We start from the raw sequence: 16,931 nt of genomic DNA, 5'->3' as shown, positions 1-16,931 counted from the left end.
TGAACCCCTAAAAAACTAGGGGAATCCTTTGTCTGATACCTTGGCGTATCACACGTTATAAAGTAGTATTACCAATCAAATTTATACCTATCAAAAAAGCGAATTATTAAGTATGGCAACTGATCCAAGACAACTTTTGGTAACTTGTGCGCTTCCGTACGCTAACGGCTCTATTCACCTTGGTCATATGCTTGAGCATATCCAAGCTGATATCTGGGTTCGATACCAGCGTCTACGTGGCAACACTGTAAACTTCATCTGTGCTGACGATGCTCACGGCACGCCAATTATGCTTAAAGCTCAACAGATGGGTATCACGCCAGAAGAGATGATCGCTGCTGTTAGTGAAGAGCACCAAAAAGACTTCGCTGGCTTTGATATCAGCTTTGATAACTACCACAGCACACACAGCGACGAGAACCGTGAACTGGCTTCTCACATCTACCTAGAACTTAAAAAGAACGGTTTCATTTCTAGCCGTACTATTTCTCAGCTTTTCGACCCTGAGAAAGAGATGTTCTTACCAGACCGTTTCGTAAAAGGTACTTGCCCTAAGTGTAAGTCAGAAGACCAGTACGGTGATAACTGTGATAACTGTGGTGAGACATACAGCCCAACTGAGCTAATCGATCCTAAGTCAGCAGTTTCTGGCGCAACTCCAGTAATGAAAGACTCTGAGCACTTCTTCTTCGATCTACCTCAGTTTGAAAGCATGCTAAAAGAGTGGACACGTTCTGGCTCACTGCAAGCTGAAACAGCAAACAAAATGCAAGAGTGGTTCGAGTCTGGTCTACAACAATGGGACATCTCTCGTGATGCACCATACTTTGGCTTCGAGATCCCAGGCGAAAAAGACAAGTTCTTCTACGTATGGCTAGATGCACCAATCGGCTACATGGGCTCATTCAAGAACCTATGTGACAAGCGCGACGATCTAGACTTTAACGAGTACTGGAAGAAAGACAGCACCGCTGAGCTTTACCACTTCATCGGTAAAGACATCGTTTACTTCCACAGCCTATTCTGGCCTGCAATGCTAGAAGGTTCTGGTTTCCGTAAGCCAAACAACGTATTCGTACACGGCTACGTGACTGTAAACGGCGCGAAGATGTCTAAGTCTAAAGGCACATTCATTAAAGCAAGTACGTACCTAAATCACCTAGACCCTGAGTGTCTACGTTACTACTACGCTGCGAAACTAAACAGCCGTATCGATGACCTTGACCTTAACCTTGAAGACTTCACTCAACGTGTAAACGCTGACGTAGTAAACAAGATTGTTAACTTAGCTTCTCGTAACGCTGGCTTCATCACTAAGCGCTTCGAAGGCAAGCTAGCCGCTGAATTTGCAGAACCAGAGCTATACAACGAATTCGTTGCTGCTGCAGAGCGTATCGGTGAGCTATACGAAACTCGTGAATTCAGTCGTGCTATCCGTGAAATCACAGCACTAGCAGATAAAGCGAACCAGTACATCGACGAAAAAGCACCTTGGGTTCTTGCAAAAGAAGAAGGTAAAGAGAAAGAGCTTCAAGAAGTTTCTTCTGTTGGTATCAACCTATTCCGTGTCCTAATGGCTTACCTGAAACCAGTGATGCCTGAACTTGCGGCTCGCACTGAAGCTTTCCTAAACGAAGAGCTAACGTGGGAAGGTGTTGCTACTCCGCTAACTGATCACGAGATCACTAAGTTCAAAGCGCTATTTAGCCGTATTGATCCTAAGAAAGTGGAAGCGATGATTGAGTCTTCTAAAGAAGACGCAGCAGCAGAAATGGCCGCTAAAGAGAAAGCAGAAGCTGAGAAAGAAAAAGCAAGCCAAACAGAGCTAGACAAAGAACCAATCGCTGAAGAGATTGAATTTGACGCGTTCGCAGCCGTTGATATGCGTATTGCTCGTATCATCTCATGTGAAGAGGTGCCAAAAGCGAACAAACTACTGAAGTTCCAACTGGACATCGGTGGTGAGACTCGCCAAGTATTCTCTGGCATCAAGTCAGCATACAAACCTGAAGAGCTAGAAGGTAAGCTAACTGTTATGGTTGCAAACCTAAAACCTCGTAAGATGAAGTTTGGTATGTCTGAAGGCATGATCCTAGCAGCGGGCCCTGGCGGCAGCGACCTATGGATCCTTGAGCCACACGAAGGTGCTCAACCTGGTATGCGTGTAATGTAATTCTGGCGTCTGTCAGATAAAGCATTCACTGCCAAATCCCTGATGTAACTTAACTTGAAAGAGTTAATAGCATCGGGGATTTTTTATATCTACCGAAAATCGGCGTTCTCTGTTAGAGTCGCCGTCAACTATGCTAAGTAAAGTATGACAAGGTTATCGGCAGCAATACGCCGTTTGAAGCCGCTTTACTCTCTAAACCTTTTAGGACACCTCTGTGACTAACAACGAAATTTTGCGTCGTATTCAACACGCACTAAACCTTAAGAACGCACAAATCATCAAAGCTATCGAGCAAGCGGATGTGACTGTTGCCCACGACCAAGTGGTTAACTGGCTAAAAGCGGATAACGATAAGTCATGCTCTAAGATGAAAGACAAAGAGTTAGCGGTATTCCTAAATGGTTTCATTAACCTTAAGCGCGGTAAAAAAGAAGGGGCTCAGCCAAAGCCTGAAGTTGCACTTACCAACAACATGATTTTCATGAAGCTACGTATTGCGTTGAACATGAAAGCAGAAGACGTGCTCGATGTATTAGAAGTGGTGGGTATCAGCCTAAGTAAGTATGAGATTGGCGCCTACTTCCGCAAGCCAGAGAACAAAAACTACAAAGTGTGTGAAGACCAATTGCTTTGTGATTTTCTAAATGGCGTTCAATTTACTCACCGTCCAGACTCAGAAGAGTTTGCGGGTTAAATAACAATCGACCAAGTTAACCAGACTCTTAATAAATAAAAAGCGGCGAGATAATTGAATTATCTCGCCGCTTTTCTTTGTTCTTACTTTAGAAACTGACTAAGTTCACCAAAAAGATTAGCTGTCGTCTTCCGTAAAGTTTGTTGGTAACGTCGTTTTCATTTCGTTCCAGATCTGTGCACTTGCGATACCGTAATTACGAATAACCAAAGGCAAGTTTTCACGTTGACCGCTCTCACAGATAACGAACAACTCTTTGTAAAACTCCATAGCCAAGCGACGAGCTTCAGGATTAGAGAAGTAGTAGCTACCGATACGATCATAGAGCTTACGTACACCGTTAAAGATCAGACCGTAAATCTGGTTACCTGAATGGAACGCTAAACGTTGGAACAGCATGTAGTCATAAAAGTTGAACGTCTTTGCAATTAAGATCGTCTGACGTTTTGCTTCATCTTTCTCTGTGTCTTCTTTTACTGCTTGCTTAATTTTGTCTGCATACGGAGAAGATTCTAAGAACTCATCCCACGTAGGTGCCGCAAGTAGCGCTTCACACGATTCAATCACATTACTGATTGTACGCTCTGAAGCCTCTTTATTTGCTTTGAATGCATAACGCATGAAAATCGGGCTGATATTAGTACGAGCAGCAAGCAGGTCTTCTACCATCTTGCTTGCGTTATCAACATCCAGCGTCATTAGCGTATCAAGGATATGAAGGCCTGATGTCTCCATAAACTGGTTAACTTTAGTTGGTTTGCCATGTTGGATTGTTAACCAACCATCACGAGCAAGACGTTGTAGTACTTCACGAAGCGTAGTACGTGTAACACCAATTAGCTCAGAAAGCTCACGCTCTGCTGGCAAGATAGAACCTGGAGGGAAACGGCCATTCCAAATACTTTCAATGATATACTTTTCTGCAAATCCTGCCGGGCTCTTCGCCTTAATGACCATCTACACTTCAATCCAATTAAATTATTTTCTTCTAATTTACTCATCATACCACTAGTAAAGGCGAGCGGAAACACCCTCAAAAATTTTACTCCCCCAAAACACCAGTAGAGCTAAAGCTCTAAAGTTAAGCTCATGTTTCCGTCCAAGGTTTGCAAAGCAAGTCTATATAAATCAGCATTTCAACAAATAATTAACACAATAAATTCACTTTAAAATCAACGACATTGGTCATATTTTCAAAGCTATCAAATTGCAATATTAAGTTGTAATAATCATATATAAACCGTCTTTATTCTGTAAATTTCAATCATTTCGCTGAAATATTGATTCTAGTCGGTTTTTATCACATTTTAAGTGGTATGCTTCCGCTACTTTGATCGCGTTTCTCACACAAAAAAGAGGTATTTTAGGTGCTACAGGGCTTTTCCTGTTGACTAAATGTTATCTAAGAGTAGAGTTGCGCTCAAAAATAAGCAGTGCTTGAGTTTCTAAGGGAGTGACTTGGCAAGACCACAGAACGTTACATGGAATGTAGTTTTTCTAAGTCACTGTTAGTTATAGTTTTTAACACTTTCTATAGCTCGATTCTCAAAATGTTGTATTGCTTGTCTATTCATAATCAACATAAAAGAGTATTAACATGCCGATGTCTCTCGGAAACGCTTTTATCAAGAATTTCCTTGGTAAAGCTCCTGATTGGTATAAACTTGCCATCATTTCCTTTTTAATCATCAACCCGTTTGTTTTCTTCCTAGTTGACCCATTTGTTGCGGGCTGGCTATTGGTGGTTGAGTTTATTTTCACCCTAGCTATGGCTCTCAAGTGCTACCCTCTTCAACCGGGTGGCTTATTGGCAATTCAAGCCGTTGCGATTGGCATGACCAAACCTGAAATGGTTTATCATGAGCTGCAAGCAAACCTTCCAGTATTACTCTTATTAGTATTCATGGTTGCCGGCATTTACTTCATGAAAGAACTTCTTCTGTTCATTTTCACGAAGATACTGCTCGGCATTCGTTCTAAGATCATGCTTTCTGTTGCGTTCTGTGTCGCAGCAGCATTCCTATCAGCTTTCCTAGATGCACTAACTGTAATCGCAGTTGTGATCAGCGTGGCTGTGGGCTTCTACTCGATTTACCACAAAGTGGCATCGGGCAAAGGCTCTAACTCTGCACACGACCATACTCACGATGAAGAAATCTCTGAACTAACTCGTGAAGACTTAGAAGACTACCGTGCTTTCTTACGCTCGCTACTGATGCACGCTGGTGTAGGTACTGCGCTAGGTGGTGTAATGACCATGGTTGGTGAACCACAAAACTTAGTTATCGCTAAACAAGCAGGCTGGGAATTCGGTGAGTTTATTATCCGTATGCTTCCTGTAACATTGCCTGTTTTCTTCTGCGGCATTCTAACTTGTGCGCTTGTCGAGAAATTCAAAGTATTCGGTTATGGCGCAAAGCTGCCAAACAACGTTCGCCAAATCCTAGTTGAGTTTGACAACAAAGAACGTGAAAACCGAACTAAACAAGATGTTGCAAAGCTTTGGGTTCAAAGTGCAATCGCAGTTTGGCTTATCGTTGGCTTGGCACTTCACGTTGCTGAAGTTGGTTTAATTGGTCTCTCAGTTATCATTTTAGCGACTGCGTTTACAGGTGTAATCGAAGAGCACTCTATGGGTAAAGCTTTTGAGGAAGCGCTACCATTTACTGCGCTTCTTGCTGTGTTCTTCGCTGTCGTTGCAGTAATCATCGACCAAGCACTATTCAAGCCAGTAATCGATGCGGTTCTTCACGTTGAAGATAAAGGCGCTCAGCTTGCCCTATTCTATGTAGCCAACGGTATTCTATCGATGGTTTCAGATAACGTGTTCGTAGGTACGGTTTACATCAACGAAGTGAAAACAGCGTTGGTTGAAGGCATTATTACTCGCGACCAGTTCGACCTGCTTGCTGTTGCTATCAACACAGGTACTAACCTACCTTCAGTTGCAACACCAAACGGTCAAGCTGCGTTCTTATTCCTATTAACGTCTGCACTTGCGCCGTTAATTCGACTGTCTTACGGCCGCATGGTAATCATGGCCCTGCCATACACTATCGTGCTAGCACTGGTTGGCCTTGCAGGCATCGTATACTTTGTTGAACCGATGACGGCATGGTTCTATGACGCAGGTTGGATCATTCAGCGCACGGGCGAAGCGGTTGCTCCAGTGATCTCTGGTGGTCACTAAGCTACACACTGTGTCGCAAAGCACAAAATGTGTAACTCACTAATCAAAAATATTAGTTGATTAGGAAACTTATCCAAGATAAAAAGCTCTGAGTATTCAGGGCTTTTTTATTTTATAGACGGGATTTAATTCGTGAACTTTTTTGTAATGCTCAAAGACTTCTCTAAGGGACGTTTATCTTGGCTTTTACTGCTAGCATTTATCGTATTTTTTGAGGCTTGTGCGCTGTTCTTTCAGCATGTCATGATGCTTGGCCCTTGTGTCATGTGTATTTATGAACGTGTGGCAATGCTAGCTATTGGTGTCGCGGCCATGATAGGCGCTATCGCCCCGAACAATCCAATCTCGCGCTGGCTTGGCCTTGCTGGCTGGGGTTTTGGCGCATACAAAGGTTTAACGTTGGCTTTGGAGCACGTTGATTACCAGTTCAACCCGTCTCCATTCGCAACCTGTGACCTGTTCGTGACCTTCCCTAGCTGGGCACCTTTAAACCAATGGGCTCCGTGGATGTTTGAAGCCTACGGTGACTGCAGCAAGGTCGTTTGGCAGTTCTTGTCGCTTTCTATGCCGCAATGGCTTGTCATTATCTTTGCAGGCAACTTAGTGGCGTTCGGTTTCGTGGTCATTTCTCAATTCGTTAAATCCAAAAAAGACTGATCACTCACGCTTTCAAAAACTAAAAAGTCGACCTTAGGGTCGACTTTTTGTTATCGGGTCTTTCTTACTCTTTAGAGCGCAGAAAGCGATTAACTGTTCTTACCACAGCATTGCTTGAATTTTTTACCGCTTTCACACGGACAAGCATCGTTACGACCGATATCTTTAAACGGATTCACGCTCTGAGATTTATTGCCCAGCATTGCTTCATCAGCGGCTAGTGCAACTTCTGAAATCATCAAGTCGACTTGACCGACAAGATCTGCAAGCGCAGGCGGGTTCTCTAGTCCAGCCGCCACCATTTGCTGTTGAGTTTGCTCTTCATCAATCGCGAGCATCAATGTCGTCAGCAGAGCTTGAAGCATACGTAACGTGCCGTCAGCAACACTTACGGTTTGCCATTGCTCTTCTACGGTTGGCCAGACCATCATGAAACCTTCCGCGAAATCAGCGAATTGTTCAGTAAAGTCACCTTCAGAAAACACATCTGTCAGTAAGTATTCACTACGCTGAATGAGGTTGTGCTGGCGGTTAATCTGTTCTGTCACGATTGCCACAAGCGCTTCACCCGCTTCTGGAGCAATAATCGCAAGCCACGCTTCTGGCTCTAGCGGTTTAGTGGCTAGGTTAGAAGCAAGAATTGCCCCTTCAAGAAACTGCGGAGTAATGTCGGTCATTGATTCTGGTAGGCTTAATAATTGATATGTCATGAAAGCTCTGGATAGTGGGGCATTTATCCTATTATAACGCTATCCCATACATCATGTCGCCATTAACCGATTGAACGAGCCTCATCGTAAGCAAAGCCACACTCATAGTGACAATCCTGTGGTCAAGCCGTACAATCACGCCTCTTTATTTTCAGGACAGAGATGTTTCGGTAAATCAGCATGCGAGTAATACTTGGCCCTATGGAGGGCGTTCTAGACCATCTAATGCGTGAAATTCTCACAGAGCTCAATGATTACGACCTCTGTGTAACAGAATTCGTACGTGTTACTGATCAACTATTACCACCGCATGTGTTCCATCGCTTGTGCCCTGAGCTTCACCAAGGCTCTCAGACGATGGCGGGCGTCCCTGTCCACGTTCAACTGCTTGGCCAACACCCAAAATGGATGGCAGAGAATGCGATTCAAGCTGCGAACCTTGGTGCAAAAGGAATCGACCTAAACTTTGGTTGCCCAGCAAAAGCGGTAAACAAGAGTAACGGTGGCGCATCATTACTGAAAGAGCCCGAGCTTATCTATCAAGTTGTTAAAGCGACCCGAGAAGCCGTTCCTGAGCACATCCCTGTTTCGGCTAAAATTCGTTTAGGTTGGGAACACCCAGATGAGTGCTTTGAGATTGTCGATGCGATTGAACAAGCCAAAGCGGACGAACTGACGGTTCATGCAAGAACCAAAACCGGTGGCTATAAGGCAAGTGAAATAAAGTGGGATTACATTAATCAGATCCGCCAGAAGACATCGTTGCCTTTGATCGCGAATGGTGAGATTTGGAATTATCAAGACGGTCAAGATTGCATTAAAACAACAGGTGTCGATTCACTCATGGTATGCCGTGGCGCATTCAACGTTCCAAATCTTGGTAACGTGGTTAAGCACAACCACCAGCCAATGCCATGGATAGAGGTAATTGCTCTGCTGTTACGCTATTCAGAGTTCGAAATTGAGGGCGATAAAGGCCTTTACTATCCAAACCGTGTAAAACAGTGGTTTGTGTATCTGCGCAAAGAGTACCCAGAAGCGGAAGAGCTGTTCCGAGAAATCAGAACCTACAAAAAAGCCGCGCCTATCGTCGAGCAGATCAAACGCTACCAAGAGCTGTACAATCAGCCTGCATAGATCTCCGCTCTCGAACTGTCTATTAAAGCATGTAGACTGAACAACGTGGCTAGAATTCGATACGATCTTTACCGGTTGTTTTAGCCACGTAAAGCTTCTCATCAGCAAACTTAAATATCTCTTCAAAGTTAAGCTTGCTCTGTTCTGTCTCTACAATGCACACACCGCCAGATACTGTGAATCCATTCGGAATAATATCTGTTGAATTGGCGCAAATCGCTGTTTTGACACGATCGAGTGTTCGCATCAAAGTCTCGCGATCATCCCCTTTCAGATAGACTACAAACTCTTCGCCACCAAACCGGGCTGCAACATCACTACTGCGTATGCTACTCGTGATTTGGCGTGACATGTAACGAATGACATCATCGCCTTTATCATGACCGTAGGTGTCATTGATCGACTTAAAGTCGTCAATATCAAAAACGGTCAAAGCAAACAGTTGGTCATGCTCTACTCTACGCCAAAATGCTTCCAACCCGCGTCGATTCAGCAACCCCGTCATTGGATCTTTAGCCGCAAGCTCTTTGAAATAACCCCTTTCAATATTAGAGTTAACGTAGAAGAAAATAGTCACAGAGAACAGATACACAATAATGGCAACGATAAGGCTGTCTTTCTCATAAACAAAAAAGTGCTCAATCTCTTTCACTAAATCTAACTCATAGTACATCGCGTGATGCGAGGCGACACCTTCGAGGTTAATCCCATGATAGAAAGCTGCGTTAGCGTTCGGCATCGTTAGAGTTGTGTCTATGATATCGATACGACCAGCCAGATGTTCGTTAGAGTTTGCCAACAGCCGACCCGCGTTTATATCAACCGACAACATTCCTTGGTGCACGCCTTTATGGAACACAGGAATAGTCATACTAATCATGCGATCAAGAGAATCAAAACGATAACCAGGGCCAGAGAGGGTCAGTTGATCGGGGTTATTCGCAGTTTTCTGCCAGTATGGGCGACTCTTAATGGTCGATAACAACTCTTTACTCAACCCTTTGGCAAAATCCTCTGGCGAAGAGATCACATAACCACGAGTATCAATGAAGTGTACACCGTCGTGGTATTCATCAAGTTGAGATAAGAATGAAAGAATCGGGGCAAGTGCGATCTTTTCTGATGCACTTTTGTAGCTATCACTGCTTTCGGAACAGAGGGACTCTTCGCCAATCAACATATAGTCGATATCAACAGAGGGAATATCTGAAGTTTTACCATCCGCTAGGAGTAGCACATCAATAGGCCAGATTTGGCAAAGTCCATTCACTACATGTTTATTGTGATCAAGAAAAAGCGGGTTTCCTGATTTGTAGTAGTTAGAGAAGCTGTAGTCTAGGGCTGTGACCACTTTTGTAGTTCTTTTAAATACATCTTCGATACGATGAAACTCGCTGTCGATGTCTTTTTTCACCGAATCGAAATGGTTCTTTCCGATTAAACCAAGCAGCATTGCCGCGATCACCGCGGGAAACCCGAAGACAAAGGTAAGGCTAAAGTGCCTATTTACTTTCATATAATGTGCTCTTAGCGCTCAGCTATTTTCATTTACCCCATTAATATTATTACATTAATCGCCAACCTGCTCGACGTAAAATAATGTAAATTGATATTAACGGTACCGCTCTCGGTGAAATAACTGCTTATAAATGAACAAAATAGATAAAAGTTAACGCGTAGAACAGCGTAGCGCCATTTGATGGAAGGCGATGCTAGCACCGTTAACAATATGACTTATGTCTAATTCGCTAAGCTCATGCTATCCAACGCCATCACCGGCTCACTATCGCACGCTCAATCACTGACTTTGGCACCGTAACACCTAGCTCGCGAGCTGCATCCAAGTTAATCACCAATTGCGAACTCTGTGCGGTCTTTACGCTCAATTTACCGGGCTTTTGACCATTCAAGATAGCAGAAACATAATCCGCGGTTTGTACTCCAACGTCGTAATAGTCTAACCCTAAACCAGCAATAGCCCCCTTCCCTACATAAGACGTTGCCCCTGCGACCACTGGCGTCCCCGCTTGGTTTGCCGCTTCAATAAGGCCTTCAGCACCGCTAGCAACCGTATTATCGGTCAGCGCGTAAATTACGTCGGAGCGCTTGGCCACTGATTCTGCTTTAGATTCCACATCATCAATGGTCAGCGCCTTTTCTGTATAGAGCTCATAGCCAAAATCACGCGCTGCTTTTTTTAGTAGCCCAACTAAAGCGACCGCATTAGCTTCTGCCGGGTTATAGACCACGCCTATAGAGTTCGCCTCAGGAAGAAGCTCTTTGATTAGGGAGACATGCTGAACAATTGGAGATAGATCAGAAAGGCCAGTCACATTGCGTCCCGGTTTTTCAAATTGCTTAACAAGCCTTGCTCCGATTGGATCGGTGACGGCCGTAAACACAATAGGAATGGTTCGAGTAGCCGACACCAAAGCCTGTGAGCTCGGCGTGGCGATGCCCACCAAAACATGTGGGTTTTCGCTCACAAGTTCTCTGGCAATTTTCGCTGCCTGAGCTGGGTTTCCATCGGCCATTTCATAAGAAAACTCTAAGTTTTTTCCAGGTTCATAACCTTTTGCTCTTAGCCCTTCAAGAAGCCCTAAACGTGTCGCGTTTAAATCTGGGTGATCGACCACTTGTGACACCGACACTTTCGCAATGTTTGCCATCACACTGCTAGTCCATAGCAGCAGAGAACAGCTCAAAACTGCCGTTAATACTTTTTTTACTAAACCCATTCACACTCCCTGAATCAAGCTTCCGTTGTTATTGCTCGATCAAAGAGAACAACATCAAATCACTATTGACATTATTACCAGTAACAATTGATAACTTGAAGTGATATTTAACAAAAACACAACAAGGCTCGAATTATGCGAGGAAAGCTAGGTTTGCTTTGGGACACGATAAGAAATGGGGTGAATAAGATATGCAAGGGTTAGCTCTGAGAGCAAGCAAGTATGTAGAATATCGATGCTCTCAGGCCTATGGGGAGATGTGAGGTGTTTTTAGAACCAGCGCTCCATTGACGACTTGTCTAACTGACGGAAAGCGCGGTTAAGGATAATGGCTAATTCTTTATAACGAGGGCGCGGCTTCATCGGCTCTAACGCGAACCCTGTTTCAGTGATCTTTTCGTGTAACTCTCGATACCAAGAGACCAAAGCCGGCGGAAGTTGAGTGTTTGAACGGTTACCTAACCACCACATGCCTTGAAGTGGCAAGCTAATAGCGAACAAAGCCATGACCACAGCTTGTGGCATTGCTTGGTAATTATTAAAAACCATTTGCGTAAGAACACTGATAGCAGCGATCGCAGGCATTACCTTAACACCAAAGCGCGTCGCTTTAATGATGCGTTGCTCTGGGAAAATAGCGTTTAACTCTTTTCGAACAGGCCAGAGATCCATGTACTTTTGGCCATCTTTTAAACTGCCAGCTAAACCAACTCTATTGCTCATATGAGTCTCCCATTAAAAAAAAGTTGAAATCATCAACTAAAAACACAAAAATTTGACGAAAAATAATATTCTTTCAAATTTTTTTGTTATATTTGCACAATATCGCTATTATTTGCAGACCTCAATCTCATTGTTGCCCTTATTTACAATTTAAGCAACTTTGAGAAGACTTCTGCAAGGAATGCACAAGCCGCTTTTGCTTAAAAAGTGCGCTTTCACTTTAATACGGAAATTAACGTTTTTTTGACCAAGGTTAGTACGCAAGCTAGCGAGCTTCGTCTATTCTTGAGATTAATTTTCATCCTTAACTGATTTCGATCAGAAAAATTAACAGGTAGTCATTAATGTCTAAGCTAGTTTTAGTTTTAAACTGTGGTAGTTCTTCTCTTAAATTCGCTGTTGTTGATGCAGAAACAGGTGCAGAGCACCTAACTGGTCTTGCTGAGTGTCTAGGTCTTCCAGAAGCTCGTATGAAGTGGAAACTTGACGGCAAGCACGAAGCACAACTAGGCGCGGGCGCAGCTCACGTAGAAGCACTATCTTTCATGGTAGAAACTATTCTTGCTTCTAAGCCTGAGCTTAAAGCTAACCTTGGCGCTATCGGTCACCGTATCGTACACGGCGGCGAGCAGTTCACTCAATCTGCACTAATCACAGATGACGTTCTTAAGGGTATTCAAGACGCTGCGACTTTCGCACCTCTTCACAACCCAGCTCACCTAATCGGTATCGAAGCTGCTCAACAGAACTTCCCAGGCCTTAAAAACGTTGCTGTATTTGACACTGCGTTCCACCAAACAATGCCTTCTGAGTCTTACCTATACGCTCTACCGTACAACCTGTACAAAGAGCACGGCATCCGTCGTTACGGCATGCACGGTACTTCTCACCTATTCATCACTCGTGAAGTTGCAGGCCTACTAAACAAGCCAGTTGAAGAAGTTAACATCATCAACTGTCACCTAGGTAACGGCGCTTCTGTATGTGCAATCAAGAACGGTAAATCTGTAGATACTTCTATGGGCCTTACTCCTCTTGAAGGTCTAGTAATGGGTACTCGTTGTGGTGACCTAGATCCTGCAATCATCTTCCACCTACACGACGCTCTTGGCTACTCTGTTGAAGAAATCAACAACATGCTAACTAAAGAGTCTGGTCTTGCTGGTCTAACTGAAGTGACTTCTGACTGTCGTTTCGTTGAAGACAACTACGGTGAGAAAGAAGAAGCAACTCGTGCAATGGACGTGTTCTGTCACCGTCTAGCTAAATACGTTGCTGGTTACACTGCAACTCTAGAAGGTCGTCTAGACGCAATCACTTTCACTGGCGGCATCGGCGAGAACTCTGGCCCAATCCGTGAAATGGTTCTAAACCGCCTAGGCATCTTCGGCATCGAAGTTGACGGTGAAGCTAACCTTAAAGCTCGTTTCGGCGGCGAAGGTACTATCACTACAGCTAACAGCCGTATCCCTGCAATGGTTATCTCTACTAACGAAGAGCTAGTAATTGCTGAAGACACTGCGAAACTAGCAGGTCTTTAATCAAATTTAGGACCGCAGGCTTTAACGAGTCGGCGGTCTTTTGATAAAAATGGGGCTCAGCTTCTATTCCTATTCCTACCCTTAAATAGGAATATGAAGTTGAGCTTTTTTAATCCAATAGCTAAAGGTACTCATACGAATGTCTCGTACTATTATGCTTATCCCTACTAGTGCTGGTGTTGGTCTAACTAGCGCAAGCATGGGTGTTCTTCGCGCAATGGAGCGCAAGGGCGTTAAGGTTTCTTTCTACAAACCAATCTCTCAACCACGTTCTGGTGGCGACCAACCTGATCTAACTTCAACTATCGTTGGCGTAAACAGCGATGTTAAGATCGGTCAACCTCTTGCTATGTCTATTGCTGAAAGCCTAATCGGTAACGACAACATGGACGAGCTACTAGAAACAGTTGTTGAGCGTTACAACCAGATCAACAAAGATGCTGACGTAACTCTTATCGAAGGTCTAGTACCAACTCGTAAGCACCCATTCGCTAACCAAGTGAACGCAGAAATTGCTGCAACATTAGGTGCAGAGATTGTACTTGTTGCAACTCCGGGTACTGACAACCCTGCTCAACTTAAAGAGCGTATCGAAGTAGCATGTTCTAACTTCGGTGGCACTAAGAACAAAAACATCTCTGGCGTTATCATCAACAAGCTTAACGCTCCAGTAGATGAAGCAGGCCGTACTCGCCCTGACCTATCTGAAATCTTTGACGATGCAGACAGCGCTCAGCAAAGCGAACTAAAAGTAATGGAGATCTTCAACACTTCTCCAATCCGTGTTCTTGGTTGTGTGCCTTGGAGCATCGAGCTAATCGCTACTCGTGCTGCAGATATGGCTTCTCACCTAAACGCTGAAATCATCAACGAAGGTGAATTGAATACTCGTCGTATTAAGAGCATCACTTTCTGTGCGCGTTCTCTACCGCACATGATTGAACACTTCAAGCCAGGTTCACTACTTGTGACTTCGGCTGACCGTCCTGACGTTATCGTTGCAGCAGCACTTGCAGCAATGAACGGCGTTGAGATTGGTGCTGTTCTTCTAACTGGTGGTTACGATATCCCTGCGGAAATCCAAGACCTAATCAAACCTGCTCTAGAGACTGGTCTTCCAATCTTTAAAGCACAAGGTAACACTTGGCAGACATCTCTGAACCTACAGAGCTTCAGCCTAGAAGTACCAGCAGACGATAAAGAGCGTATCGAGTTCATCAACGAACACGTTGCGGGTCACATCGATGGCAACTGGATCGAGTCAATGACGGAAGGTACTGAGAAGTCTCGCCGTCTAAGCCCACCAGCATTCCGTTACCAACTAACTGAGTTCGCTCGTAAAGCTGGCAAACGTATCGTTCTTCCTGAAGGTGATGAGCCACGTACAGTTAAAGCTGCGGCTATCTGTGCAGAGCGCGGCATTGCAGAATGTGTGCTTCTAGGTAACCCTGAAGAAATCCGTCGTGTTGCAGCACAACAAGGTGTTGAGCTAGGTGCTGGCGTAACGATCATCAACTCTGACGAAGTACGTGAAAACTACGTAGCTCGTCTAGTTGAGCTACGTGGCGCGAAAGGCATGACTGAAGTTGTTGCTCGTGAGAAGCTACAAGACTCAGTATTCCTAGGCACTATGATGCTTGAAAACGGTGAAGTAGACGGCCTGGTTTCTGGTGCTGTTCACACTACAGCGAACACTATCGTTCCTCCGTTCCAAATCATCAAGACTGCACCAGATGCTTCTATCGTATCTTCTGTATTCTTCATGCTACTGCCTGACCAAGTACTGGTTTACGGTGACTGTGCGATCAACCCAGATCCAACAGCTGAACAGCTTGCTGAAATCGCTATCCAATCTGCAGATTCTGCTGCGGCATTCGGTATCGACCCACGCGTTGCTATGATCTCTTACTCTACTGGTGAATCTGGTAAGGGTGCAGACGTAGATAAAGTACGTGAAGCGACGAAGCTTGCTCAAGAGAAACGTCCAGATCTAGTGATCGACGGTCCTCTACAATACGATGCTGCTATCATGGAAAACGTTGCTGCTTCTAAAGCACCGAACTCTCCAGTAGCTGGTAAAGCGACTGTATTCGTATTCCCAGACCTAAACACTGGTAACACGACTTACAAAGCGGTACAACGTTCAGCAGATCTCGTATCTATCGGTCCAATGCTTCAAGGTATGCGCAAGCCAGTAAATGACTTGTCTCGTGGCGCTCTAGTAGACGATATCGTGTACACAGTAGCTCTAACGGCTATCCAAGCAGACCAAGCTGCGCAAGCTGAAGAAAAAGTAGTTAACTAATTTTCTTTTTCAGAAAGCAAAAACCCTAGATGTTTATCTAGGGTTTTTTTACGCCTGAAGAAAAGCGAATTAATTAATGATTCTAACCACGTCCGTGAGGCGAATCTAAATCCAGATCAGGCCCTTTAGGCACCACTTGAGTCGGGTTGATACCAGTGTGGCTATAATAGTAGTGGCGCTTGATGTGGTAGAAATCCGTCGTCTCTTTAATACCCTCTATTTGATAGAGCTCTTTTAGATAACCTTGGATATGTTTGTAATCCGCAATTCGTTGCTTGTTACACTTGAAGTGACCCACATACACAGCATCGAATCGAACCAAGGTCGTGAACAACCGCCAATCCGCTTCAGTAATCTGCTCTCCCGCTAAATAACGGTTCTCACTAAGATGCGCATCCACTTTATCTAACGCTTCAAATAACGCGTCATACGCCTCTTCATAGGCTTCTTGTGTAGTTGCAAATCCAGTACGATAAACGCCATTGTTGATGTTCGGATAGATGTAGTCGTTCCATTCGTCAATCTTGCTCGCCAATTCACACGGGTAGTAATCATCGGTGTTACCCGTTAGTTCATTAAACTCTGAGTTAAACATGCGGATGATTTCAGACGACTCATTGCTCACAATGGTATTGGTTTTCTTATCCCACAATACAGGCACCGTCACTCGACCAGAGTAATCTGGTTTGGCTTGAGTGTAGATTTGGTGCATGCGAGTATGACCAAACAACGGCTCAGGTAAACCCATTTGCCATCCTTCACTCATCATGTCTGGGCATACGACGGTCACATCAATGTGCTCAGTTAGGTCTTTAAGCTCTCGGAAGATAAGTGTGCGGTGTGCCCAAGGGCAAGCTAACGATACGTATAGGTGGTAACGACCACTTTCTGGCTCAAATGGCGCACCGGCCTTATTCTCAACCCAGTTACGAAAGCCCGCATCTTCACGAACGAACTTACCACCACTTTCTTTAGTGTCATACCACACATCGTGCCAAACACCTTCAACTAACTTACCCATATCCAAACCTCTGTGATGCTAACTTTTTTATACCAATCACAG

The 16,931-nt window shown here is 44.4% G+C and carries 13 protein-coding genes; 7 read left to right on the top strand and 6 right to left on the bottom strand.

Going from position 1 to position 16,931, the window contains the following annotated elements; genetic code table 11:
• The first annotated feature begins 112 nt into the window (after window positions 1-112).
• Window positions 113-2,173 carry a methionine--tRNA ligase gene (gene metG / locus F0228_RS10505; protein WP_102424359.1) on the top strand — a complete coding sequence of 687 codons (2,061 nt, stop codon included), beginning with the start codon at window positions 113-115 and terminating at the stop codon, window positions 2,171-2,173.
• Between the two features lie 214 nt (window positions 2,174-2,387).
• Window positions 2,388-2,867, top strand: coding sequence for a DUF1456 family protein (locus F0228_RS10500; RefSeq protein WP_171762222.1), 480 nt, complete (start codon window positions 2,388-2,390; stop codon window positions 2,865-2,867).
• A 117-nt stretch (window positions 2,868-2,984) separates the two neighbouring features.
• Here the strand turns inward: F0228_RS10500 and fadR are convergent, their stop codons facing one another.
• The gene (fadR, locus tag F0228_RS10495) at window positions 2,985-3,824 is read right to left on the bottom strand and encodes a fatty acid metabolism transcriptional regulator FadR (protein WP_008220261.1); all 840 of its coding nucleotides are present in this window, start codon (window positions 3,822-3,824) and stop codon (window positions 2,985-2,987) included.
• 640 nt (window positions 3,825-4,464) lie between these two features.
• Here fadR and nhaB point away from each other — a divergent pair.
• The gene (nhaB, locus tag F0228_RS10490; RefSeq protein ID WP_102426095.1) at window positions 4,465-6,057 is read left to right on the top strand and encodes a Na(+)/H(+) antiporter NhaB; all 1,593 of its coding nucleotides are present in this window, start codon (window positions 4,465-4,467) and stop codon (window positions 6,055-6,057) included.
• A gap of 147 nt (window positions 6,058-6,204) precedes the next feature.
• Window positions 6,205-6,714: a disulfide bond formation protein DsbB gene (gene dsbB / locus F0228_RS10485; protein WP_171762233.1), complete on the top strand. Its 510-nt coding sequence runs from the start codon at window positions 6,205-6,207 to the stop codon at window positions 6,712-6,714.
• Between the two features lie 89 nt (window positions 6,715-6,803).
• Here the strand turns inward: dsbB and F0228_RS10480 are convergent, their stop codons facing one another.
• A complete protein-coding gene (locus F0228_RS10480; protein ID WP_171762221.1) occupies window positions 6,804-7,424 on the bottom strand; it encodes a YecA family protein in 621 nt (206 codons plus the stop codon).
• Between the two features lie 180 nt (window positions 7,425-7,604).
• Here F0228_RS10480 and dusC point away from each other — a divergent pair, with 180 nt between their 5' ends.
• The gene (gene dusC, locus F0228_RS10475; protein ID WP_102424921.1) at window positions 7,605-8,561 is read left to right on the top strand and encodes a tRNA dihydrouridine(16) synthase DusC; all 957 of its coding nucleotides are present in this window, start codon (window positions 7,605-7,607) and stop codon (window positions 8,559-8,561) included.
• 49 nt (window positions 8,562-8,610) lie between these two features.
• Here the strand turns inward: dusC and F0228_RS10470 are convergent, their stop codons facing one another.
• The 3 genes from F0228_RS10470 to yfbV form a co-directional block, all read right to left on the bottom strand.
• Window positions 8,611-10,077 carry a sensor domain-containing diguanylate cyclase gene (locus F0228_RS10470; RefSeq protein ID WP_061033792.1) on the bottom strand — a complete coding sequence of 489 codons (1,467 nt, stop codon included), beginning with the start codon at window positions 10,075-10,077 and terminating at the stop codon, window positions 8,611-8,613.
• Window positions 10,078-10,333: 256 nt separating this feature from the next.
• Complete coding sequence (locus tag F0228_RS10465) at window positions 10,334-11,299, bottom strand: ABC transporter substrate-binding protein (RefSeq protein ID WP_105057412.1); 966 nt, start codon at window positions 11,297-11,299, stop codon at window positions 10,334-10,336.
• A gap of 270 nt (window positions 11,300-11,569) precedes the next feature.
• Window positions 11,570-12,022, bottom strand: coding sequence for a terminus macrodomain insulation protein YfbV (yfbV, locus tag F0228_RS10460; protein WP_061033794.1), 453 nt, complete (start codon window positions 12,020-12,022; stop codon window positions 11,570-11,572).
• 344 nt (window positions 12,023-12,366) lie between these two features.
• Between yfbV and F0228_RS10455 the strand changes: the two genes are divergently transcribed.
• Both F0228_RS10455 and pta read left to right on the top strand, forming a co-directional pair.
• Window positions 12,367-13,563 (top strand): acetate kinase, encoded by a 1,197-nt coding sequence (locus F0228_RS10455; protein ID WP_004737356.1) that lies wholly within the window; start codon window positions 12,367-12,369, stop codon window positions 13,561-13,563.
• Between the two features lie 139 nt (window positions 13,564-13,702).
• Window positions 13,703-15,868 carry a phosphate acetyltransferase gene (pta, locus tag F0228_RS10450; protein WP_061033795.1) on the top strand — a complete coding sequence of 722 codons (2,166 nt, stop codon included), beginning with the start codon at window positions 13,703-13,705 and terminating at the stop codon, window positions 15,866-15,868.
• An 82-nt stretch (window positions 15,869-15,950) separates the two neighbouring features.
• On the opposite strand, the gene F0228_RS10445 is transcribed toward pta, so the two are convergent.
• A complete protein-coding gene (locus F0228_RS10445) occupies window positions 15,951-16,889 on the bottom strand; it encodes a glutathione S-transferase family protein (RefSeq protein WP_171762220.1) in 939 nt (312 codons plus the stop codon).
• Window positions 16,890-16,931: the final 42 nt, after the last annotated feature.

It is taken from the genome of Vibrio sp. 99K-1, from assembly GCF_013114585.1.
In the GTDB taxonomy this organism is placed as follows: Bacteria; Pseudomonadota; Gammaproteobacteria; order Enterobacterales; family Vibrionaceae; genus Vibrio; species Vibrio chagasii_B.
Note: the sequence above shows the minus strand (reverse complement) of the source record. Positions and strands in the feature narration are given on the sequence as shown.

Bases quoted from the DNA above. Each gene is read 5' to 3' on its own strand.
- dusC (WP_102424921.1), top strand. From the start codon at position 7,605: ATGCGAGTAATACTTGGCCCTATGGAGGGCGTTCTAGACCATCTAATG.
- F0228_RS10470 (WP_061033792.1), bottom strand. From the start codon at position 10,077: ATGAAAGTAAATAGGCACTTTAGCCTTACCTTTGTCTTCGGGTTTCCC.
- nhaB (WP_102426095.1), top strand. From the start codon at position 4,465: ATGCCGATGTCTCTCGGAAACGCTTTTATCAAGAATTTCCTTGGTAAA.
- F0228_RS10480 (WP_171762221.1), bottom strand. From the start codon at position 7,424: ATGACATATCAATTATTAAGCCTACCAGAATCAATGACCGACATTACT.
- F0228_RS10445 (WP_171762220.1), bottom strand. From the start codon at position 16,889: ATGGGTAAGTTAGTTGAAGGTGTTTGGCACGATGTGTGGTATGACACT.
- dsbB (WP_171762233.1), top strand. From the start codon at position 6,205: ATGCTCAAAGACTTCTCTAAGGGACGTTTATCTTGGCTTTTACTGCTA.
- metG (WP_102424359.1), top strand. From the start codon at position 113: ATGGCAACTGATCCAAGACAACTTTTGGTAACTTGTGCGCTTCCGTAC.
- F0228_RS10465 (WP_105057412.1), bottom strand. From the start codon at position 11,299: ATGGGTTTAGTAAAAAAAGTATTAACGGCAGTTTTGAGCTGTTCTCTG.
- pta (WP_061033795.1), top strand. From the start codon at position 13,703: ATGTCTCGTACTATTATGCTTATCCCTACTAGTGCTGGTGTTGGTCTA.
- yfbV (WP_061033794.1), bottom strand. From the start codon at position 12,022: ATGAGCAATAGAGTTGGTTTAGCTGGCAGTTTAAAAGATGGCCAAAAG.
- fadR (WP_008220261.1), bottom strand. From the start codon at position 3,824: ATGGTCATTAAGGCGAAGAGCCCGGCAGGATTTGCAGAAAAGTATATC.
- F0228_RS10455 (WP_004737356.1), top strand. From the start codon at position 12,367: ATGTCTAAGCTAGTTTTAGTTTTAAACTGTGGTAGTTCTTCTCTTAAA.